Annotated in this window: 23 protein-coding genes and 1 other annotated feature; all 23 genes read right to left on the minus strand. The window is 48.7% G+C overall.

Annotated features, from left to right (window positions below; genetic code table 11):
• Positions 1 to 7: 7 nt before the first annotated feature.
• Positions 8 to 478, minus strand: coding sequence for a 30S ribosomal protein S7 (rpsG, locus tag LPW40_RS09550; protein ID WP_230822031.1), 471 nt, complete (start codon positions 476 to 478; stop codon positions 8 to 10).
• Positions 479 to 559: 81 nt separating this feature from the next.
• On the minus strand, positions 560 to 979 hold the full coding sequence (rpsL, locus tag LPW40_RS09555) for a 30S ribosomal protein S12 (RefSeq protein WP_230822032.1): 420 nt from the start codon (positions 977 to 979) through the stop codon (positions 560 to 562).
• A gap of 357 nt (positions 980 to 1336) precedes the next feature.
• Positions 1337 to 4954 carry a DNA-directed RNA polymerase subunit beta' gene (rpoC, locus tag LPW40_RS09560; protein WP_230822033.1) on the minus strand — a complete coding sequence of 1206 codons (3618 nt, stop codon included), beginning with the start codon at positions 4952 to 4954 and terminating at the stop codon, positions 1337 to 1339.
• A 38-nt stretch (positions 4955 to 4992) separates the two neighbouring features.
• A complete protein-coding gene (rpoB, locus tag LPW40_RS09565; protein ID WP_230822034.1) occupies positions 4993 to 8529 on the minus strand; it encodes a DNA-directed RNA polymerase subunit beta in 3537 nt (1178 codons plus the stop codon).
• Between the two features lie 271 nt (positions 8530 to 8800).
• Positions 8801 to 9391, minus strand: coding sequence for a class I SAM-dependent methyltransferase (locus LPW40_RS09570; RefSeq protein ID WP_230822035.1), 591 nt, complete (start codon positions 9389 to 9391; stop codon positions 8801 to 8803).
• A 100-nt stretch (positions 9392 to 9491) separates the two neighbouring features.
• The gene (rplL, locus tag LPW40_RS09575; protein ID WP_097041399.1) at positions 9492 to 9860 is read right to left on the minus strand and encodes a 50S ribosomal protein L7/L12; all 369 of its coding nucleotides are present in this window, start codon (positions 9858 to 9860) and stop codon (positions 9492 to 9494) included.
• Positions 9861 to 9897: 37 nt separating this feature from the next.
• The gene (rplJ, locus tag LPW40_RS09580; RefSeq protein ID WP_230822036.1) at positions 9898 to 10398 is read right to left on the minus strand and encodes a 50S ribosomal protein L10; all 501 of its coding nucleotides are present in this window, start codon (positions 10396 to 10398) and stop codon (positions 9898 to 9900) included.
• 34 nt (positions 10399 to 10432) lie between these two features.
• Positions 10433 to 10585: a sequence feature (ribosomal protein L10 leader region), on the minus strand.
• A 44-nt stretch (positions 10586 to 10629) separates the two neighbouring features.
• The gene (rplA, locus tag LPW40_RS09585; RefSeq protein ID WP_230822037.1) at positions 10630 to 11328 is read right to left on the minus strand and encodes a 50S ribosomal protein L1; all 699 of its coding nucleotides are present in this window, start codon (positions 11326 to 11328) and stop codon (positions 10630 to 10632) included.
• Between the two features lie 78 nt (positions 11329 to 11406).
• The gene (rplK, locus tag LPW40_RS09590) at positions 11407 to 11832 is read right to left on the minus strand and encodes a 50S ribosomal protein L11 (RefSeq protein WP_097041404.1); all 426 of its coding nucleotides are present in this window, start codon (positions 11830 to 11832) and stop codon (positions 11407 to 11409) included.
• A 146-nt stretch (positions 11833 to 11978) separates the two neighbouring features.
• Positions 11979 to 12518, minus strand: coding sequence for a transcription termination/antitermination protein NusG (nusG, locus tag LPW40_RS09595; RefSeq protein ID WP_097041406.1), 540 nt, complete (start codon positions 12516 to 12518; stop codon positions 11979 to 11981).
• A 17-nt stretch (positions 12519 to 12535) separates the two neighbouring features.
• Positions 12536 to 12712 carry a preprotein translocase subunit SecE gene (gene secE / locus LPW40_RS09600; RefSeq protein ID WP_097041408.1) on the minus strand — a complete coding sequence of 59 codons (177 nt, stop codon included), beginning with the start codon at positions 12710 to 12712 and terminating at the stop codon, positions 12536 to 12538.
• Positions 12713 to 12732: 20 nt separating this feature from the next.
• On the minus strand, positions 12733 to 12867 hold the full coding sequence (gene rpmG / locus LPW40_RS09605; RefSeq protein WP_269063307.1) for a 50S ribosomal protein L33: 135 nt from the start codon (positions 12865 to 12867) through the stop codon (positions 12733 to 12735).
• 80 nt (positions 12868 to 12947) lie between these two features.
• Positions 12948 to 13541: an RNA polymerase sigma factor gene (locus LPW40_RS09610; RefSeq protein WP_230822039.1), complete on the minus strand. Its 594-nt coding sequence runs from the start codon at positions 13539 to 13541 to the stop codon at positions 12948 to 12950.
• Positions 13542 to 13598: 57 nt separating this feature from the next.
• Positions 13599 to 14123 carry an NYN domain-containing protein gene (locus LPW40_RS09615; RefSeq protein ID WP_230822040.1) on the minus strand — a complete coding sequence of 175 codons (525 nt, stop codon included), beginning with the start codon at positions 14121 to 14123 and terminating at the stop codon, positions 13599 to 13601.
• A 4-nt stretch (positions 14124 to 14127) separates the two neighbouring features.
• Positions 14128 to 14868, minus strand: a complete 741-nt coding sequence (rlmB, locus tag LPW40_RS09620; RefSeq protein ID WP_230822041.1) for a 23S rRNA (guanosine(2251)-2'-O)-methyltransferase RlmB — start codon at positions 14866 to 14868, stop codon at positions 14128 to 14130.
• Positions 14861 to 15298, minus strand: a complete 438-nt coding sequence (locus LPW40_RS09625) for a Mini-ribonuclease 3 (RefSeq protein WP_230822042.1) — start codon at positions 15296 to 15298, stop codon at positions 14861 to 14863. The genes rlmB and LPW40_RS09625 overlap by 8 nt, the downstream gene beginning before the upstream one ends.
• A complete protein-coding gene (cysS, locus tag LPW40_RS09630; protein WP_230822043.1) occupies positions 15258 to 16652 on the minus strand; it encodes a cysteine--tRNA ligase in 1395 nt (464 codons plus the stop codon). The genes LPW40_RS09625 and cysS overlap by 41 nt, the downstream gene beginning before the upstream one ends.
• Positions 16636 to 17292, minus strand: coding sequence for a serine O-acetyltransferase (cysE, locus tag LPW40_RS09635; RefSeq protein ID WP_230822044.1), 657 nt, complete (start codon positions 17290 to 17292; stop codon positions 16636 to 16638). Before cysE ends, cysS begins: the two co-directional genes overlap by 17 nt.
• Positions 17293 to 17549: 257 nt before the next feature.
• Positions 17550 to 19001 carry a glutamate--tRNA ligase gene (gene gltX / locus LPW40_RS09640; RefSeq protein WP_230822045.1) on the minus strand — a complete coding sequence of 484 codons (1452 nt, stop codon included), beginning with the start codon at positions 18999 to 19001 and terminating at the stop codon, positions 17550 to 17552.
• Entirely contained in the window at positions 19001 to 19486 is a 486-nt protein-coding gene (ispF, locus tag LPW40_RS09645; protein ID WP_230822046.1) for a 2-C-methyl-D-erythritol 2,4-cyclodiphosphate synthase, read from the minus strand. The genes gltX and ispF overlap by 1 nt, the downstream gene beginning before the upstream one ends.
• Positions 19483 to 20166 (minus strand): 2-C-methyl-D-erythritol 4-phosphate cytidylyltransferase, encoded by a 684-nt coding sequence (ispD, locus tag LPW40_RS09650; protein ID WP_230822047.1) that lies wholly within the window; start codon positions 20164 to 20166, stop codon positions 19483 to 19485. Before ispD ends, ispF begins: the two co-directional genes overlap by 4 nt.
• A 1-nt stretch (position 20167) precedes the next feature.
• On the minus strand, positions 20168 to 21217 hold the full coding sequence (locus LPW40_RS09655; RefSeq protein ID WP_230822048.1) for a PIN/TRAM domain-containing protein: 1050 nt from the start codon (positions 21215 to 21217) through the stop codon (positions 20168 to 20170).
• Between the two features lie 33 nt (positions 21218 to 21250).
• A complete protein-coding gene (radA, locus tag LPW40_RS09660) occupies positions 21251 to 22624 on the minus strand; it encodes a DNA repair protein RadA (RefSeq protein ID WP_230822049.1) in 1374 nt (457 codons plus the stop codon).
• Positions 22625 to 22718 lie beyond the last annotated feature (94 nt).

The following is a 22718-nucleotide window of genomic DNA, read 5'->3' on the forward strand; positions in this document are numbered from 1 at the left end:
CCCGCACCTACCAGCGGTAGTGAGCGAACGCTCTGTTAGCTTCTGCCATTTTGTGTACTTCTTCACGTCTCTTGACAGCACCACCAGTGTTGTTTGCAGCGTCAAGAATTTCATTTGCGAGTCTTTCTACCATTGTCTTTTCCCCACGCAGACGAGCGTAGTTCACGAGCCAACGCAGACTCAGCGTAGTACGACGTTCAGGGCGCACTTCCACAGGCACCTGGTAGTTTGAACCACCGACACGGCGAGCTTTAACTTCAAGTACCGGCATGATGTTTTCGATTGCTTCATCGAAAACTTCCATAGCGTCCCTGCCTGAGCGCTCCTCCACTAAATCGAATGCACTGTACAGGATACTTTGTGAAGTACCACGTTTACCGTCAATCATCATTTTGTTGATCAATTTTGTAATCAGTTTTGAGTTGTGTATCGGATCTGGCAACACATCTCTTTTTGCAACTGGACCTTTACGAGGCATATTGTAATCCTCCCTTCAAATATTATCACTTATTCTTTCAAAGTTTAATGCTTTTAACGTAACGTTAACATCTGAACCTTATTAGCTCTTGGCTTTAGGCTTCTTCGCACCGTAAAGTGAACGACCCTGCATACGGCCGTCAACACCTGAAGTATCAAGTGCACCACGAACGACATGATAACGGACACCCGGTAAGTCTTTTACACGGCCTCCGCGGATAAGAACAACACTGTGTTCCTGCAGGTTGTGGCCGATACCAGGGATATATGCGTTGACCTCTATATTATTTGAAAGTCTCACACGAGCATATTTACGAAGTGCAGAGTTCGGTTTCTTTGGAGTCATTGTACCTACACGTGTACAAACACCACGTTTTTGAGGCGCAGCATCTTTAGTGACGCGCTTTTTAAGACTGTTGAAACCTCTGTTCAATGCTGGTGAGTCTGTGCTTTTACCTTTTGTTTTACGAGGCTTTCTGATTAGCTGATTAATAGTTGGCATCTTGGATATTCCTCCTCCCTTTACTAAGTTTCTGTAATACCACACATCCAGGTGGTTCATTTTTAGAATATAAAAAATCTGTAAGAAATGATTCTTACATTTTCGCATCTAAATTGTCTCTCACGAGGTAAATTACCCATCATAGAGTAACCTTAACAATAATAGCATCTGGGAATTACCATTGTCAAGTTTTTCTTTGAATTTTTACCCTCGATTGCCCGAGATGTCCATACTAACAAGCTAAGACATGAAGTACAAGGATTAGCTACAGGATAATCAAGGAATGGCCGCCTGCAATGCAGCGGCCACCCCGGGATTTATCTGTATTAAGGCCTGTGATGCCGGCCGATTTTCAAATTATTCTTCCACAAGCACTTCTTCGGCACTTTCTGCCGTCTGATCCATGTCGACTTCAACATCACGGTATCTCGGCATTCCTGTACCTGCTGGTATCAGTTTGCCGATGATGACGTTCTCTTTGAGGCCGAGCAGGTCATCACGCTTGCCTTTGATTGCAGCATCCGTAAGGACTCTCGTCGTTTCCTGGAAGCTTGCAGCCGACAGGAAGCTTTCGGTCTCGAGTGATGCTTTTGTTATGCCGAGCAGTACAGGCTTCGCTGTCGCCGGACGTTTCCTCTTCTTGAAGATCTCTTTGTTTGCATCCGTGAATGCATGGATGTCCACTAAAGCACCAGGCAGCAGTGCCGTATCTCCTGCATCGATGATCCTCACCTTGCGAAGCATCTGTCTGACCATCACTTCGACGTGCTTATCATCGATTTCAACACCCTGCATACGGTAAACTTTCTGAACTTCTTTAAGAAGGTATTCCTGCGTGCGGTTAAGGCCGGCCACGGTGAGGAGTTCTTTAGGCTCGATTGAACCTTCAGTCAGCGGCTGACCCGGAATGACCGTGTCACCGATTTCGACTTTCAGACGTGCAGCGCCCATCGCGGTATACGTCCTCGTCTCCTGTTCACCTTTGACCTTGATCTCCTGCTGGCGGTCTTTGACGATTTCAATATCGGTTATTTCACCGCTGATTTCAGTGATCACTGCCTGACCTTTCGGGTTACGTGCCTCAAACAGCTCCTGGATACGTGGCAGACCCTGGGTGATGTCGCTTCCTGCAACACCGCCTGTATGGAATGTACGCATCGTCAGCTGTGTACCCGGCTCACCGATGGACTGGGCTGCGATGGTGCCGACCGCTTCGCCGACTTCGACTTTTTCACCCGTTGCCAGGTTTTTACCGTAGCAGCGTTCACATACACCGTGACGGGCGTTACATGTGAAGGCGGAACGGATGTACACTTCTTCAATGCCACTGCCTACAATCTCTTTAGCAGTTTCAAGAGTGATCAGCTCGTTCGCTTTCACGATGATTTCCTTGGTTTCAGGATGTCTGACCGTTTCTTTTGCGTAACGGCCTTCAAGACGGTCGAATAACGGTTCGATCAGTTCAGATCCTTCAGTCAGCGCAGATACAAGCAGTCCTTTATCAGTACCGCAGTCTTTCTCACGCACGATTACATCCTGTGCCACATCTACGAGACGGCGTGTCAGGTAACCTGAGTCGGCAGTCTTAAGTGCCGTATCCGCAAGTCCTTTACGCGCACCGTGTGTCGAAATGAAGTACTCGAGTACTGTCAGTCCCTCACGGAAACTTGAGGTGATCGGAAGCTCGATGATCTGTCCTGACGGGTTGGCCATCAGTCCACGCATACCTGCAAGCTGTGTGAAGTTTGATGCGTTACCACGTGCACCCGAGTCACTCATCATGAATATCGGGTTCAGACGGTCCAGTGAGCCCATCAGTTTATCCTGAATGATATCTTTGGCTCTGGTCCAGAGCTCAATCACTGTGTTGTAGCGTTCTTCTTCCGTAATCAGACCACGTGAGAACTGCTTTTGGACTTTTTCGACTTTCTCATCTGTCTCATCAATGATCTTCTGCTTATCAGGCAGTACGACGATATCGGATACACCGACGGTGATGCCCGCTTTCGAAGAATATTTGAAGCCCAGATCCTTCATCAGGTCCAGCATTACGGAAGTTTCCGTAATATGGAACTTATTGAAGATTTCAGCGATGATCTGACCCAGGAACTTCTTATCAAAAGGATCAGCCAATGGCCTGTCTTTGTAATATTCCTTCAGTCCGCCTTCACCGAGTTCCCCGACTCTTACAAAATACTTATCCGGTGTCTTTTCTTCAAGGTTCGTTCTTGTCGGTTCATTTATATAAGGGAAGGATGGCGGCATGATTTCATTGAAGATGATCTTGCCGACCGTCGTCAGCATCACTTCTCCACGGTGATCGTCCGAAACCTTCTCATGTTCAAATGAGTCGGTATGGACACCAATCCTTGTATGAAGCCCCACGTACCCATTCGTGTAAGCCATGATGACTTCGTTTGCGTCTTTGAAGATATGTCCTTCGCGTTTATCATTCTCACGCTCAAGCGTCAGATAATAGTTTCCGAGGACCATATCCTGTGACGGTGTCACGACCGGCTTGCCGTCTTTAGGGTTCAGGATGTTCTGTGCTGCAAGCATGAGCATTCTCGCTTCTGCCTGAGCCTCTTTCGATAATGGTACGTGGACCGCCATCTGGTCACCGTCAAAGTCAGCATTATAAGCAGTCGTTACAAGCGGGTGGAGGCGGATCGCCCTGCCCTCTACAAGCACTGCTTCAAATGCCTGGATACCGAGACGGTGAAGTGTCGGTGCACGGTTTAAAAGTACAGGGTGTTCACTGATGACATCTTCCAGCACATCCCAGACTTCGCTTTCCATACGTTCAATCTTGCCTTTGGCGTTCTTGATGTTGGTCGCCATCTCTCTTTGAACCAGTTCCTTCATGACGAATGGTTTGAAGAGTTCAAGGGCCATTTCCTTCGGCAGACCACACTGGTACATTTTCAGGTTCGGTCCGACGACGATGACCGAACGGCCTGAGTAGTCGACACGCTTACCGAGCAGGTTTTGACGGAACCGTCCCTGCTTACCTTTCAACATATGTGACAATGATTTCAATGGGCGGTTGCCCGGTCCTGTCACCGGACGGCCGCGGCGGCCGTTATCGATCAATGCATCCACTGCTTCCTGCAGCATACGCTTTTCGTTCTGGACGATGATTCCCGGCGCACCCAGGTCGAGAAGCCGCTTCAAACGGTTGTTACGGTTGATTACACGGCGGTACAGGTCGTTCAGGTCACTTGTCGCAAAGCGTCCGCCGTCCAGCTGCACCATAGGACGGATTTCCGGCGGGATGATCGGGAGTACATCCAGAATCATCCACTCCGGCTCATTGCCGGAATTACGGAAAGATTCAACCACTTCAAGGCGCTTGATTGCACGCGTCAATCTCTGCCCTGTAGCGGATTCGAGCTCTTTCCTCAGACTTGCCAGCTCTTCTTCCAGGTTGACTTCACGAAGCAGATCTTTGATCGCTTCCGCACCCATCTTCGCAGTGAAGGTGTTGCCGTGCTTGTCATAATACTCCCGGTATTCTCTTTCGGATAACAGCTGTTTTGGCTCAAGCCCTGTGGATCCAGGCTTGATTACCGCATAAGAAGCGAAATAAATGATCTCCTCAAGTGAACGCGGAGACATATCCAAAAGCAGTCCCATCCTTGAGGGGATGCCTTTGAAATACCAGATGTGGGAGACAGGGGCTGCAAGTTCTATGTGCCCCATTCTCTCACGGCGTACTTTGGCTCTTGTCACTTCCACACCACAACGGTCACAGACCATGCCTTTATAACGTACACGTTTATACTTTCCGCAGCTGCACTCCCAATCCTTTGTAGGACCGAAGATCTTCTCGCAGAACAATCCATCACGTTCCGGCTTTAAAGTTCTATAGTTAATTGTTTCGGGTTTCTTGACCTCACCGAATGACCACGAACGGATCTTTTCCGGTGAAGCAAGGCCGATTTTCATATATTGAAATCTATTGACATCTATCAATGAGCTTTCCTCCCTAATGTTTAATCAAGCTCAGTACATCACTCAGTGACATTTTCAGTCTCAACCTGCTTCTTGTCGCTGACATTCAGCTGATTGGAAGCATCTTCTTCATCCGTGTCATGCATATCGACTTCTTCATCCTGATTATCCATGATGTTGACGTTCAGACCCAGACTCTGGAGCTCTTTCATCAATACTCTGAATGACTCGGGAACACCTGGTTTCGGTACGTTTTCACCTTTGACGATCGCTTCGTAAGTCTTGACGCGGCCGACGGTGTCATCTGATTTGACGGTCAGGATCTCCTGCAATGTGTATGCGGCACCATATGCTTCAAGTGCCCAGACTTCCATCTCACCAAAACGCTGTCCACCGAACTGGGCTTTACCTCCGAGTGGCTGCTGTGTCACGAGTGAATATGGTCCTGTGCTTCTCGCGTGAAGCTTATCATCGACCATGTGTGCAAGTTTCAGCATGTACATGACACCAACAGAAATCCTGTTTTCGAATGGTTCACCTGTACGTCCGTCGTAAAGGACGGTTTTTCCGTCACGTGCGAGACCGGCTTCTTCCATCGTATTCCAGACATCGTCTTCATTCGCACCATCGAATACCGGTGAAGCCATCTTGAGACCCATGGCACGGGATGCCATGCCAAGGTGCATTTCAAGCACCTGTCCGATATTCATACGTGATGGTACACCAAGCGGATTGAGCATCAGGTCGATCGGTGTGCCATCCGGCAGGTAAGGCATGTCCTCTTCCGGCAGTATGCGGGAGATGACACCTTTGTTGCCGTGACGGCCGCACATCTTGTCCCCGACACTGATTTTCCTCTTCTGGACGATGTAGACTCTCACAAGCTGATTGACACCAGGCGACAATTCATCGCCGTCTTCGCGGTTGAACACTTTGACATCCAGCACGATGCCGCCGGCACCGTGAGGTACACGGAGTGAAGTGTCACGCACTTCACGTGCTTTTTCACCGAATATTGCATGGAGCAGACGCTCTTCTGCAGTCAGTTCCGTCACACCTTTAGGCGTCACTTTACCGACAAGGATATCACCGTCGGTCACTTCGGCACCGATGTAGACGATACCGCGGTCATCCAGCTTCTTCAGGGCGTTATCTGATACGTTCGGTATATCACGCGTGATCTCTTCCGGTCCAAGTTTTGTGTCACGGGCTTCGGATTCATACTCTTCAATATGGATCGAAGTGTAGACATCATCTTTGACCAGTCTCTCACTCATGATTACAGCATCCTCATAGTTGTAGCCGTCCCATGTCATGAAGCCGACCACCAGGTTGCGGCCGAGTGCCATTTCACCGTTGTCCATGGACGGGCCGTCGGCGAGTATTTCACCTTTGGAGACGACATCACCCACTGAGACGATCGGTTTGTGGTTATAACATGTACCGGAGTTGGAGCGGATGAACTTGGACAGTTTATAAACGTCCTTTTCAGTCTCGACTTCTTTTCCGTTCTGCTCTTCAATACGGTATACGTGAACTTCCTTCGCTTCCACATGCGACACCCTGCCTTTATATTTGGCAACCACTGCTGCACCTGAATCGCGCGCAGATACGTGCTCCATGCCCGTACCGATATGCGGTGATTCCGGAATCAGAAGAGGTACTGCCTGACGCTGCATGTTCGCACCCATCAGGGCACGGTTGGAGTCGTCATTCTCAAGGAACGGGATACAGGCCGTAGCTGCAGAAACGACCTGCTTTGGCGATACGTCCATATAGTCGATGCGGTCCCTGTGCATCTGGGTGTTGTTGCCCCGGAAGCGACAGAAGACTTCTTCGTTTTCGAAGCTGCCATCCTCGTTGAGCGGGGAGTTAGCCTGTGCAACGACATAGCTGTCTTCTTCATCAGCCGTCAGATAATCGATCTGGCTCGTCACACGGCCTGTATCATGATCGACTTTCCTGTAAGGCGTTTCGATGAAGCCGAACTCATTTACACGCGCATAGCTTGATAATGAGTTGATCAGACCAATGTTCGGGCCTTCCGGCGTTTCAATCGGACACATGCGTCCGTAGTGTGAATAGTGGACGTCACGCACTTCCATGCCTGCACGTTCACGGGTAAGACCGCCGGGCCCGAGGGCAGACAGACGCCTCTTGTGGGTCAATTCCGCAAGCGGGTTGGTCTGGTCCATGAACTGTGAGAGCTGTGAGCTGCCAAAGAACTCTTTGATGGACGCAATCACAGGACGGATGTTGATGAGCTGCTGCGGGGTGATCGATTCGGTGTCCTGGATGGACATACGCTCACGGATCACACGCTCCATACGGGATACCCCGATCCTGAACTGGTTTTGGAGCAGTTCGCCCACGGAACGCAGACGACGGTTTCCAAGGTGGTCTATATCATCTGTGTATCCGACACCATGCAGCAGGTTGAAGAAATAACTGATTGAAGAAATGATATCTGATGGAGTGATGGATTTCACTTCTACATCCGGGAAGGCATTGCCGATGACTGTCGTCGTGCCTTCTTCAAAGTTCGGTGCTTCAACATTGATCGACTGGACCTCGATCGGCTCATCCAGGATACCCTGTTCAAGCTCATAAGTTTCCAGGTTTGCTGTCGTTTCAAGCGCTTCGGTGATGGAATCCAGTGTTCTGCGGTCGATCGTCGCACCTTTTTCAGCGATGATTTCACCCGTCTCTTTGTCAACGATCGGTTCAGCCAGCACCTGGTTGAACAGACGGTTTTTCAGGTGAAGCTTCTTATTCATCTTATAGCGGCCGACGCTTGCCAGGTCATAGCGCTTCGGATCGAAAAACCTTGAGTACAGCAGGTTCTTCGCATTTTCCACCGTCGGTGGTTCACCCGGACGCAGGCGTTCGTAGATTTCAAGCAGTGCCTGATCCACGGTTTCTGTAGTATCTTTGTCTAATGTGTTGCGTATATATTCATTATCTCCCAGAAGGTTGATGATCTCCTGGTCTGTTGAGAATCCTAGGGCTCTGACCAAAACCGTGATCGGCAGTTTGCGGGTACGGTCGATCCTGACGTACACCACATCCTTAGCATCGGTTTCATACTCAAGCCATGCACCGCGGTTCGGTATTACCGTCGCACCATAACTCAGTCTGCCATTCTTGTCGTATTTTTCAGAGTAGTAGACGGAAGGGCTACGTACGAGCTGGGATACGATGACACGTTCAGCTCCATTAATGATGAAAGTTCCAGTGTCCGTCATCAATGGGAAGTCACCCATGAATACTTCCTGTTCCTTCACTTCACCCGTTTCTTTTATCACCAGGCGAACTTTCACTCGTAATGGTGCAGAATAAGTAGCATCGTGGTTCTTTGCCTCATCTTCATCGTACTTGGGTTCACCAAGTTTGTAATCCACAAATTCCAATGACATATTTCCAGTGAAATCCTCCACCGGTGAAATGTCCTTGAACATTTCTATCAGACCCGTCTTTAAAAACCATTCATAAGACTTCGTCTGAATCTCAATCAAGTTAGGCAGATCCAATTTCTCCTCGATACGTGCATAGCTTCTGCGTTTGGCATGTCTTCCATATTGAATCACTTGACTCATCGACAGATTCACCCCTAATAAAATTTACGTAAAACATACACATTAGCATACTATTATGTTTAAAGACAAAAAGAAAACGGAATCGAAATCAACCCCATTTTCTATTTATATTAAACAGTATTTAATACGCTCCATTTCAATAAGCAGACAAAAAGTGCATACTTATTGGTATTATATTTTTACATTCTATAACTATATCACAACAGTTTTGTCAAGTCAAATTCGTTATTGATTTTCTTTTCGTTTTGTGGTTCCGGCCGTGCAGCCGCCGTCATTTGATGCCCTTCAATACATAGTAGCCTTTGTCTTTCATGACGGTGCTGACGTTGCCGAACTTTTGTTCAATTGCACTTTTATAAGACTTCATGCCCTGCTTTTTCTGGACGACCATGTAAAACGCACCGCCCTCCTCCAACCGCTCATGACCGTCATCTATGATCGACATCACCGTGTCCTTCCCCGCCCTGAACGGAGGGTTCGTGACATACAGCCCCGCCGGGACATCCGAGCGGTCGTATTCTTCCCGGCTCAAAATCCTTGCGTCGATATGGTTCCTCTCAACATTGTCATGGAGCAGTGCGATCGCATCTTCATTGACTTCGACCATCACCGGTTCGAGCTTCAACACTCTGCCGAGGACGATACCGACCGGACCGTAGCCCGCACCCATATCAATCATTGAAGAGGGATTCCCGTGGCGGTCCGCAACGACGCCTTCAAGAAGCGTCTTTGTGCCGTAATCAACACGCTCCTTCGAAAATACGCCGCGGTCGGTCTTGAACCTGTACACCTCACCGTTGAAGTCGAAAGAGATTTCGCTGTAATCATGTGCACTCTGATCGGTTGTAAAGTAATGTGACATGGCCTCACCCCGGTAACATGATATGTAATAAAAAAACGAGGCTCATCTAAACATTATGTTTATCATGAGCCTCATTCAAAAAACTTTCTTCACACAAAAATTATTTAAGTTCTACGCCTGCGCCGACTTCTTCAAGCTTGCCTTTAAGCTCTTCAGCATCTTCTTTGGAAAGTGCTTCTTTAACCACTTTAGGCGCTTCATCGACTAGTGCTTTAGCATCTTTAAGGCCAAGGCCTGTTGCTTCACGCACAACTTTGATGACTTTGATCTTGGATGAACCGGCATCCGTAAGTTCAACGTCGAATTCAGTCTGCTCTTCAGCAGCTGCTTCTCCGCCGCCTGCACCTGCTGCTGCTACTGGAGCCGCTGCAGTTACACCGAATTCTTCTTCAATTGCTTTTACCAGGTCGTTTAGTTCCAAAACTGACATTTCTTTAATAGACTCAATGATTTGTTCATGATTAGCCATTATAATTTCCTCCGATTTTTATATTATTTTCACGCGATTATGCTTCTTCGTTTTCCTTTTCTTCACCGATCGCTTTAACTGCATAAGCGAAGTTGCGTACCGGAGCCTGAAGTACGGAAAGCAGCATTGATACAAGTCCGTCTTTTGAAGGGAGGGATGCGATTGCGTTCACATCTTCCGCCGGAGCGAAAGTTCCTTCGATGACACCTGCTTTGATCTCAAGCGCTTCGTGTTCCTTTGCAAAGTTATAAAGGACTTTGGCAGGAGCGATTACATCTTCATTGGAAAATGCAACAGCGTTTGGTCCAGTCAGGAATTCATTCAGCTCTGTAAGTTCAGCTTTTTCAGCTGCACGGCGCGTCATCGTATTTTTGTATACTTTGAATTCGACGCCTGCTTCTCTGAGGTTCTTACGTAATTCGGTCATTTCAGCAACTGTCAGTCCACGGTAGTCGACGACCACTGTAGAAACAGATTCCTTCAGCTGTGTTGCGATCTGATCAACAAGCTGCTGTTTAGATTCCATCACTTTTGACATTTTTACACCTCCATAATTTTTGTGTGTATAGGCTGGTGCAATAAAAAAAGCACCTTTTACCCACGGCAAAAAGTGCTTGAATATATGTTGGTCAATTCAAGTCTTTTTCATTTGCCTCGGCAGGATGTCGTTTTAAGTGACGGTGATCCGCCACTCCTGCTGTCTCAGGTAATATTTTAATACAAGTGCAACTGTACAACATGCAGCTGCACTTGTCAATATTATTTTAAATTAGACGATTCTCGCTTCATTATTATCCACTCTGATGCCAGGGCCCATCGTGGATGAAACTGCCACAGTCTTGAAGTAAGTGCCTTTGGCAGATGCAGGTTTTGCTTTTGCAAGGGCATCATGGAGTGTGTTGAAGTTCTCAACCAGCTTATCTGTATCGAAAGATACTTTACCGATTGCGGCATGGACGATACCGGATTTCTCGGCACGGTATTCCACTTTACCTGCTTTGATTTCTTCAACAGCTTTTTTGACATCCATTGTGACTGTGCCTGTCTTAGGGTTCGGCATTAAGCCTTTAGGTCCGAGTACACGGCCCAGTTTACCGACTTCACCCATCATGTCAGGTGTAGCGACGATTACATCAAAGTCAAACCAGCCGCCGTTGATCTTTTCAACGAACTCCTGGTCTCCTGCGTAATCTGCGCCTGCTTCTTGAGCTTCTTTGAGCTTTTCACCTTTTGCGAATACTAATACACGCTGTGACTTTCCAGTACCGTGCGGCAATACGATTGCACCGCGGATCTGCTGGTCGTTTTTACGTGTATCAATACCCAGGCGGAAAGCGACTTCAACAGAAGCATCAAAATTTACAGTACTTGTTTCCTGAGCCAGTTTGACTGCTTCTTCGATTGAATACGAAGAATCGGCATCGAATTTTTCAAGTGCTGCCTGATACTTTTTACTTCTTTTAGCCATTTATAATTCCTCCTTGTGGTTTTAGCGGGTAATCCTCCCACGTTTGTATTAATACATTTCTATACAGTCTCGTTTAATTTACTTTTGAACTTCGAAGCCCATGCTTCTGGCTGTACCTTCGACCATGCGGATTGCCGCTTCTACGTCAGCCGCATTCAGGTCCTCCATTTTCGTTTCAGCGATTTCACGCACTTGCGCTTCTGATACTTTCGCCACTTTGTTCTTGTTCGGTTCACCAGAACCTTTGTCCACGCTTGCAGCTTGTTTCAAAAGCACTGCAGCCGGCGGAGTTTTTGTGATGAAAGTGAATGAGCGGTCCTCAAATACAGAGATTTCAACCGGAATGATGAGTCCAGCCTGCTCCTGTGTACGTGCGTTGAATTCTTTACAGAACCCCATGATGTTGATACCTGCCTGACCCAGTGCCGGACCTACCGGTGGAGCCGGGTTCGCCTTACCTGCAGGAATCTGCAATTTCACAACGTTGATAACTTTTTTAGCCACGATGTGCACCTCCTCGTTTATCGTGATGTGGTCATAGGATATTATAAATTTTATCCTCCCACCCGCATCTTTTAAAAATAAAGATGGCCGGAAAATTCCGACCATGATATTTTACCATTATTCTGTTCATATTACAAGACGCGTTATTATAATTTTTCAATCTGGTCGAATTCGACTTCAACCGGTGTTTCCCGCCCGAACATTTCGACGAGAACTGTCAGCTTATAACGTTCCTCATCAATGGATTTTATCTCACCGGACTGATTTTTGAACGGTCCGTCTATAATATTGACGACTTCTCCGACTTCAACTTCGAAATCTATGGTCTTCTCAGCCATGCCCATGGATTTCAGGATGAACTTCACTTCCTCGGGCAGTAATGGATTCGGTTTGCTTCCTGCACCTTGTGAGCCTACAAAACCCGTCACACCCGGTGTATTCCTCACAATATACCAGGATTCGTCTGTCATTATCAGTTCTACAAGCACATACCCGGGAAAGGTCTTCTTCATCGCTGTTTTACGCTTGCCGTCTTTGACCGTGGTCTCTTCCTCTTCCGGAATCACCACTCGGAAAATCTGATCCTGCATGTTCATCGATTCAAGACGGGCAAGCAGGTTCGCTTTTACTTTATTTTCATATCCCGAATAAGTATGTACGGCATACCAATTTTTTTCACCAGACATCCAATCGCTCCTTTAAATTACAAAAAATCTATCACTGCAGTGATACCTAAATCCAAAACATAGAAAAAAGCCAGAAAAAATATAACCGTCAATGTAACAATTACCGTAAATCTCGCAGTTTCCTGTCCTGTCGGCCAGCTGACCTTCTTCATCTCGCTAACGACGTTTTGAAAGAAATTCTTATTGTTAGACATCTTTAACATATCCTCCTACTTCAGATGGAACTTTTATGAGTCGTATGCCGATTACATTTTTTACAAAACTTTTTCAATGTCAGACGTTCTTTATGATCGGACATGATTTGATAATTTCTTGATCCACATACAGTACACGCCAATGCTATTTTCATATGATACATCCCATTTCAATTCTTATACACTATACCGATTTTAAAAAATAATGTCAATCACTGTTAAATCCGGCAGCCCGTCATTTCCCGCGTTTTCTCCTGACTCTGTGCAGCCCGTTTACGATCGCCCTTTCACTCACGCAGAGCTTTTCGCTGATCTCTTTAATCTCATAACCGTAATCGCAGTAGTAGACGATCTTCCTTTCGAGCGGGGAACACACTTTCCGGTTGTTGAGTATGTTCATCCTGTTTTCCTCATCCAGGATGATGTCGAGGGGGTCATCCCGCCTAGTGTTCCTGTAGTCCCCCGCTTCAAAAGTGATGTCCTCCGCAGATTTCAGCATCTCACCTGACTGATGGTCGATCTCCCTGTAGAAGAGCTTCATCAATTCATAAGTGATCACTTTGGAAGCATAATGGCGGTAGTTCCCCGCCACCGGGTCATACTTGTGGCACAGCCTCAGCGCAAGCTCCATCATCTCCTGCAGGGCATCTTCACGATCATGCACAGTGAAAGGGTATTTCAAGGTCTTCCTGAACACGGCGGGCCTGAAATTCTCATCTATCCAGTCGAATGCATCAGTGTCGCCCCTGCTGACCCTGTATGCACAGCGGTTCATTTCATCATCCAGTGTCTCTTTGATGCAGAAGCGGTGTTCGGCAATCAGATACATAAACCGTCCCCCCTTTTATATATAAATATATGGGGAGGCGGATCATTCCTCAAGCTGCTATTTCAGGCCCCTTCTCCATTTTTCAAGTTCTGAAAGGACATCCGGACTGATATCGAGTTTCTGCCTTGGCAGTTTTTCATTTATTGCATCAATTTCTTTACTGATATTTTTTTCCGAATCCTCAAGCAGCACCCACATCTCCCGTGAGGATATCCTGTAGGCGCCGAGTGCAAATATGGCATTCTGTTCGGTCAGGTCGCTTGTGACCACGCTGATCTCGCAAAGGAAAGGATGGTATGTGTCATGCACGAAACGTTCAATGAACTCATCCGCCGTTTCCTTTTCCTTTGTAAAGATCACGGTGATGCCATGTTTCTCCATGATCGTTTCCATGCTCTTCACTTCATACGCATCAAACACGATGATGATTTCATAGTTCGAGACCATCTGGTATTCGGCAAGCACCGTCACGACTTCCTCCCTCGCAATTTCAAGAGACGCTTTCGATTCTGCATGCAGTTCTTTATTGGCACCGATGAGGTTGTAGCCGTCGACGAGCAGAATTCTGCGTTTTTTCCTCATATCATCACGTCCCGGGAGGGTTTTGCTTCCTGTACACTTCGTACATCAAAAGTGCAGCAGACACCGAGGCATTCAAGCTCGTAATTTCACCATTCATCGGAATTTTGACGATGAAGTCACACTTTTCAAGCGTCTTTTTGCTGATGCCCTGCCCTTCGCTGCCGATCACAAGGGCGGTGCTCATATTCATGTCCAGTTCACGGTAGTCCGTCTTTCCGCTGCCATCGCTGCCGACGACCCAGAAACCCTTCTCCTTCAGCCTGTCGATCGTCTGGTTGATGTTGGTGACACGGACGACCGGGATATATTCGATGGCGCCCGTCGATGTCCTCGCCACCGTTTCGGTCAGCTGGACGGAACGCCTTTTCGGGATGATGACCCCGTCGAAGCCCGCACCGTCGCAGGTCCTTAAAATCGACCCGAGATTATGCGGGTCTTCAAGCCCGTCGAGGATGATGACGTTCGCCGTCTCCTTTCCCGAGATGCGCTCCATGAATGTTTCGAGTTCCATGTACTCATGGGCACTGATCATCGCTATGATGCCCTGGTGCTTCTCATCAGTCAGCCCGTCCATCTTGCTTTTCGGGACATGCTGGACGATCACTTTCCGGTCCTTCGCCAGGTCCAGCAGTTCCTTCACCTGGTTTTTATTGATTGTATCCTGAACGAATATTTTGTTGATGTCGCTTTTGGAACGTAATGCCTCCCTCACCGCATTTTTTCCTGCGATCACCGATTCAGTCATTGTGAACCCTCCCTTCCTTTATTATCTCCTGCATGAGCGTTTCAATCCTGCCGTGATTTCCCGTGAGGTCCAGATAACCGATCAGCGCCTCAAGACCCGAGGCGTTGCGGTATTCTTTGATGCTTGCATTTTTGGCACGTGTGGCGCTGGACTTATTGCGTGCACGCTTCGCTATATCCCACTCCTCATCCGTGAGGAGCGATGCTTTCCTCAAATGGAGCAGCGCGCGCGACTGGGCACCCGCACTCACCCATAAGTTCGCTTCCCTGTGCAGCTCTTCTGGCTTCATGCGCGGGTGCGCCTTTAAAAGACGGGTGCGTATATGCACCGCGTAGATCGCGTCCCCGAGAAAAGCGAGGGACAGGCTCGGCACGTCTTCCACTTTAAAGTCATCCACGCCTGAACCGTACCCCTTCTTTTGTATCTTCAAGCACGATGCCCTGTGCCTTCAATTCATCCCTGATTTCATCCGCCCGTGCAAAGTCTTTATTTTTCCGTGCCTCATTGCGTTCCTCGATCATCGCTTCAATCTCTTCATCCAGCAGGACTTCCTCTTCCTCCAGGATGATGCCGAGCACTTCACCGTACTGATCGAACACTTTGATGAACTCGGACAGCACTTCACGGTTCGTTGTGTTATACCGCAGATATTTGTTGAGCTCGGTCGTCAGATCATGCCATGTGCTGATCGCATTTGCCGTATTGAAGTCGTCATCCATCTGGGATTCGAATGTTTCCACATTCTTCCGGATGATTTCCATCACTTTTTCATCCGCTTCCATGCCGACCGCGCTGTCCAGGCGTTCTTTCGCCTGGGCATAGCTGCCCTGGATACGTTCGAGACCTGCTTTCGCCGCTTCCACAAGTTCGCGGTTATAGTTGATCGGATTGCGGTAATGGACACTGATCATGAAGAACCTCAGCACATTCGGATTGATCTCCTTGATGATGTCATTGACGAGTATGAAGTTGCCGAGGGATTTCGACATCTTCGTATTGTCGATATTGATATAGCCGTTATGCATCCAGTAGTTTGAGAATGTCGCGTCGGTCATGCACTCACTTTGTGCGATTTCATTTTCATGATGCGGAAAAGTCAAATCCTGTCCGCCCGCATGGATATCAATCGTATCGCCGAGGTGCTCCCTTGCCATCACGCTGCATTCGATATGCCAGCCCGGACGTCCCTCGCCCCACGGCGAATCCCATTTGATTTCATTGGGCTTTGCCTGCTTCCACAGCGCGAAATCCAGGGGGTCTTCCTTCTTCTCCCCTGCATCGATGCGCGCGCCGACTTTGAGGTCGTTGATCGACTGGTGGCTCAGCTTGCCATACTCATTGAAAGAGCGCGTCTTGAAATAAACGTCTCCATCTGATTCGTAGGCATGCCCTTTTTCAATGAGCACCTCAATGAACTTGATGATATCGTCCATGTGGTCCATCACCCTCGGATGGGCGGTGGCGCGCCTCACATTCAACGCACCCGTATCATTGAAGAACGCTTCGATGAAACGTTCGGCAATGTCAGGCACGGATTCCCCAAGCTCCTGTGATGCCTTGATGAGTTTATCATCCACATCTGTAAAGTTTGATACATATTCCACGTCATAGCCTTTGTATTCCAGATATCTCCTGACCGTATCGAAGGCGATTGCAGGTCTTGCGTTCCCTATGTGGATATAGTTATACACGGTGGGGCCGCAGACATACATCTTGACCTTACCTTCTTCGAGCGGTTTGAATGTTTCTTTCTGCCTTGTCAGCGTATTATATATGCGAACCATCTTGTACCTCATTCCTAACTTCTTTTCTGAAATCTTTTATTTCGTCTTCAAGACCCAGGATCATATCGAGGATCGGGTCCGGTAAATCCGTGACGTTCATATCACGTGCATCCTTGACTCTCTCGCCGGCCTTCTTGACGACTCTCCCCGGGATGCCGACCACAGTCGAATCCTTTGGCGTATTGATGAGGACGACAGAATTCGCGCCGATTTTGGTGTTTTCACCGATGCGGATATTCCCGAGCACTTTCGCCCCCGCGGAGACCAGTACGTTATCATCGATGTCCGGATGCCGCTTCGTTTCCTCTTTCCCTGTTCCGCCGAGCGTCACACCCTGGTAGATTGTCACGTTGTTGCCGATCCGGCATGTTTCGCCGATGACCACACCCATGCCGTGGTCTATGAAGAGGCGCCTGCCGATTTCTGCGCCCGGATGTATTTCTATCCCCGTTATAAAACGGCTGAGCTGTGAAATCGCCCTTGATAATGTCGCGAACTTCCTCTTGTACAGTTTGTGTGCCAGCAGATGCAGCCATACCGCATGCAGCCCCGAATATGTCAAAGCCACTTCTAATTTGCTCTTTGCGGCCGGGTCCAGTTCAAGTACCATATTGATGTCTTCCTTCATTCGATTAAGCAAGCTGATCCTCCTCTCAATAATAAAAGCGCCGCTGCCCAAATAACTGGACAGAGGCGCTTCCGCACGGTTCCACTCTGTTTACAAAATACACTTTGCACTTTTTAATATTCACCTGTGGTCTGCGCATTTCTGAATATACTGTGGTTGTCTTTTCAGCCGCCAGACAATCTCTGATTTCCACAATACACCATACTTCTTTTCTCTGTTACAGATATATTAATCGATTATTCCCCTTACTGCAATCACTTAGGCTCATCTCATTTCAGCTTGGCTACACGCTCGAGCACTTTTTCCCTGCCGATCAGGGAGATGGCATCCGGCAGTTCCGGCCCTCTCGTCTGCCCCGTCACCGCCACGCGGATCGGCATGAAAAGCTGCTTGCCTTTATAACCAGTCGCTTTCTGCACATTTTTAATGGACTTTTTGATCGTGGCGGGATCGAAGTCGGATAATCCTTCGAATTCATCATACAATGCGTTCATCAGTTCCGGTATGTGTTCCTGGTTGATCACTTCCGTCGCTTCTGCATCAAACTCGATGTCATCCTTGAAGAACTGCTCGGACAGCGTTGTGATCTCACCGGCAAAACTCATCTGCGGCTGATAGAGCGCCACAAGTTTCCTTGCCCATTCGAGTTCCTCGCCCTGCGGATCCCTGCTGATCAGCCCCTCTTCGACTAAAAATGGCAATGCCATTTCAAAGACGGTTTCAGCATCCTTTTCTTTCATGTACTGGTTGTTGATCCAGGTCAGCTTCTGCTTGTCGAAGAAGGCAGGTGCTTTTGAAAGTCTCTTTTCATCGAACAACTCGATGAATTCCTCTTTGGAGAAGATCTCCTCTTCACCTTCAGGCGTCCATCCGAGCAGTGCGATGAAGTTGAATAATGCTTCAGGCAGATAACCGAGTTCTTTGTACTGTTCAATAAACTGGATGATTGCACCGTCACGCTTGGACAATTTCTTTTTACTCTCATTGACGATCAGTGTCATATGGCCGAATTCCGGCGCTTCCAGACCAAGCGCTTCATACACCATCATTTGTTTCGGAGTGTTTGAAATGTGGTCATCCCCCCGCAGGACATGGGTGATTTCCATCTCATGATCATCGATCGCGACCGCAAAGTTGTACGTCGGCACACCGTCTTTTTTGACGATGACCCAGTCTCCGAAGCCGTTTGAGTCAAAAGTCACTTCGCCTTTTACGATGTCATTGAATTTATAGACTTTATCCTTCGGCACGCGGATGCGGATGGCAGGTTCCCTGCCCTCGGCGATCAGCGCCTCTTCTTCCTCTTTTGTCAGGTTGGCATGATGGCCGCCGTATCTCGGCATCTCACCGCGTGCAATCTGTTCTTCGCGCTCCTGCTGGAGCTCCTCGCTCGTCATATAGCACCGGTATGCCAGATCCTCATCCAGAAGTTTCTGGATGTATGGTTCATATATATGTCCGCGTTCAGACTGGCGGTACGGGCCGTAGCCTCCGTCCTTGTCTATGCTCTCATCCCAATCGATTCCGAGCCAGGCCAGGTTGTTGAGCTGGGATTCCTCGCCGGTCTCGATATGGCGGGATTTATCGGTGTCCTCGATGCGGATGATGAAATCACCGCCGTAATGGCGTGCAAACAAATAATTAAACAGCGCTGAACGCGCGTTCCCTATATGCAGAAATCCGGTCGGACTCGGTGCATATCTGACTCTAACTTTATCCATTAATATTCCTCCATTTTTGTAAGCAGAACAACTGCTTCCGAAGTGATGCCTTCAGCCCTGCCGACAAATCCTAGTTTTTCTGTAGTGGTCGCTTTAATATTAACATTTGAAACCTCTGTGTTCAAAATCGATGCCACACTTTCCCTCATCTCATCGATATGGGGCCTGAACTTCGGCGCCTGGGCCATGATGACGGCATCGACATTGCCGATTTTGTACTGCTCCTCATTCATTTTTTCAACCACTTCACCGAGCAGCACTTTGGAATCCATATCTTTGAATGACTCATCGGTGTCCGGAAAAAATTTCCCGATATCACCGAGTGCAAGTGCCCCGAGGATTGCATCCGCAATCGTATGGAGCAGGACGTCCGCATCCGAATGGCCTGCGAGACCTTTATCATGCGGTATCTTCAGCCCGCCGATGATCAGCGGCCTGCCTTCGGCAAACGCATGGACGTCAAAACCATGACCGATCCTTATCATTTACTCTCACCTCTTCCGGCTATGATCGACTCCGCGATGACGAGGTCTTCCCGTGTCGTAATTTTAATGTTGTTGTAATCCGATTCCACAATATATACTGATTCCCCCAGGGCTTCGACCATGCTTGAATCATCCGTCACCGCAAGGCCCTCGCGGCGGGCATTCTCATGTGCCTTCATGATCAGCCGGTAATCGAACGCCTGCGGCGTATGGGTGATGAGCAGCTCTTCCCGCTCCAGCGTCTCCGTCACTGTGGCGCCGTCCACCCTTTTGATCGTGTCCTTGACTTTCACGCCGCATATTACGGCCTTGTGCGTGATGACCGCCTTATAAACCTCATTCAAAAGTTTACGGCTTGCAAACGGCCTCGCACCGTCATGTATGAATACATGGTCACTCTCGGGAATCTTCTTCAAAACGTTATAAATGCTGTCCTGCCTCTCCCGGCCGCCGGCGAAGACACCTTTGACTTTAGGGTAGGCCGAAAGCTTCTCTTCCATCAATGCCGTCTCATCTTCCCTCACCGCAAGGTAAATACCGGTGCAGTTCGGATCTTCCTCGAAGAGCGCCACCGTCCGTTCGATGATGGATTTCCCGTCCAGTTCGATGAATACCTTGTTTTTACCATAACCCATGCGGCTGCCTAGGCCGGCCGCCGGTATAATCGCAATATAAGACATATTAACTCTCTCTCTTTGTAAAAATAATGCGCCCTGAATTCGTCTGCAGGACACTTGTCACTTCGACACTGACGGTGCGGTTGATCAGATTCCTGCCTTCCTCTATGACCACCATCGTCCCATCTTCAAGGTAACCGACGCCCTGACCTTCTTCCTTACCGTGTTTCGTCACCATGATATCCAGTGTATCGCCCTGTCTGATGACCAGCTTTATCGCATCCGACAATTCATTGACGTTGAGCACTTTGATGTTATGGACCTGACACACACGGTTCAGATTATAGTCCGTAGTGATGAGGGCGGCATCTTCCTCTTTGGCGAGCTGTACGAGCTGCTGGTCCACATCCAGCTTTTCATAGGCGACCGGCTGGACGGTGACGTCCAGTCCGCTGTCCTGAAGCTCATTCAGCATATCGAGACCCCTCTGCCCGCGGTCACGCTTCATGGCATCCGTGGAATCTGCAATCAGCTGGAGTTCATCCAGGACAAACTGGGGGACCACCAGTTCACCTTCTATAAAACCGGTTTTGACGACATCTACAATCCTGCCGTCTATGATCGCACTGGTGTCCACCAATTTCTTCTGGCCCTGCACCACTTTCCCGGCTTGCCTGCCGTTCTGTCCCGGGAAGACATCCAGCAGTTCAGTATGCTTTTTCATACCGATCTGGAAGCCGAGATAACCGAGTATGACTGCCAGTGCAAAAGAAATGACTTCACTGACTATAGGGATATTCAACGTATTTAATAATAATGATATTAAGACAGCAACGACAAGCCCTATAATCATGCCCAATGTCGCAAAGATGATTTCCGGCAGATTCCGGTTCAGGATCATCCCCTCGCCCTTGGCGATCAGGGATTCGACCTTCGGAACAGTCCAAAGGAAGAGGAATAAAAAGAGCAATCCCCCGATCAGGCCATGGATGAGCACGTTATCCAGCAGCAGGGGCAGTTCGACCGGGAGCAGAGAAATCAAATCCGGCAGCAGCCATACGCCGAGGGATACACCGATCAGGAAATATAATATATATATCAGATATTTCAGCAAATCATTCACCGCCTTTCAAATAATTTAAAAATGCTAGCCGAAGGCGTGCTTTATCGCCTCGGTCAGGTGGCTCACACCCTGGACTTCCAATCCTTCCGGCAGCTGGATGCCTGCAAGGGAGGATTTTGGCACGATTGCCCGCTTGAACCCGAGTTTTGCCGCTTCCTGCAGACGTGATTCTATTTTCGTGACCCTTCTGACTTCACCTGTCAGTCCGACTTCCCCGATGAAGCAGTCATCCCCGCGCACTTCCATGTTCTTGAAGCTGGAGGCGATGCTGATGATGACGCTCAAGTCCACAGCAGGTTCGTCCAGTTTCACACCGCCGGCCACCTTGATGTAGGCATCATGCTGCTGCATAAGGTAGCCGCCGCTCTTCTCAAGCACCGCCATCAATAAAGACAAACGGTTATGGTCGACGCCCGTCGCCATGCGCCTCGGGTTATGGAAATGTGTCGGTGCGACAAGTGCCTGGACTTCGACCAGCATCGCCCGCGTGCCTTCCATCGTTGCGACTATTGCCGAACCGGGTGTGTTTTTGGACCGTTCCTCAAGGAAGATTTCCGACGGATTCAGGACTTCCTTCAACCCCGAGCTCTTCATCTCGAATATGCCCATCTCATTCGTGGAGCCGAAACGGTTTTTGACCGCCCTTAAAATCCGGTAAGTCTGGTGCTGATCGCCTTCAAAATAAAGTACCGTGTCCACCATATGCTCGAGCATGCGCGGTCCGGCAATCTGCCCTTCCTTCGTCACGTGGCCCACTATGAAAGTTGCGATGTTCTCGCCCTTCGCGATGTTCATCAGACTCTGCGTACATTCCCTCACCTGGGAGACGCTGCCCGGCGCGCTGGTGATGTCCGGATGGAATATGGTCTGGATGGAGTCGATGATGAGGAAATCCGGCTTTGACCTTTTGACTTCCTCATGGATATGGTAAAGGTTCGTCTCGCAGTATACTTGCAGGTTATCACTTCTCTCATCCAGCCGGTCCGCCCGGAGCTTGATCTGTTCAAGCGATTCCTCGCCCGAGACATATAACACTTCATGCTCTTCCGACAGTGTCAGTGCAGTCTGGAGCAGGATCGTCGATTTGCCGATCCCCGGGTCCCCGCCGATCAATATGAGCGAGCCGTCGACGATCCCGCCGCCCAGCACCCGGTCGAATTCGCCGCTTTTCGTCAATGTTCTCGGCGTCTGTGATTTTTTGACGTTGTTCAACTTTGTCGGGCGGCTGACTTTTTCATCCGGCGCCTGCTTGCCGAGCGTACCCCGTCCTTTCGTCTCCTTATGCACGAGCTTTTCTTCCATCTGGTTCCAGCCGCCGCAGCTCGGGCATTTGCCCATCCACTTCGGCGATTCATATCCGCATGCCATGCACTCGAAGACATTCTTCACTTTTGCCATATGTGCTGATGACCTCCGCTTCTTTTTCTTATTATTGTATTACTATCGGGCCTGTTTTGAAAGTATGTAAAAGAAAACAGAACAGCCCAAACCA

The organism is Salinicoccus halitifaciens (genome assembly GCF_021026095.1).
Taxonomy (GTDB): Bacteria; Bacillota; Bacilli; order Staphylococcales; family Salinicoccaceae; genus Lacicoccus; species Lacicoccus halitifaciens.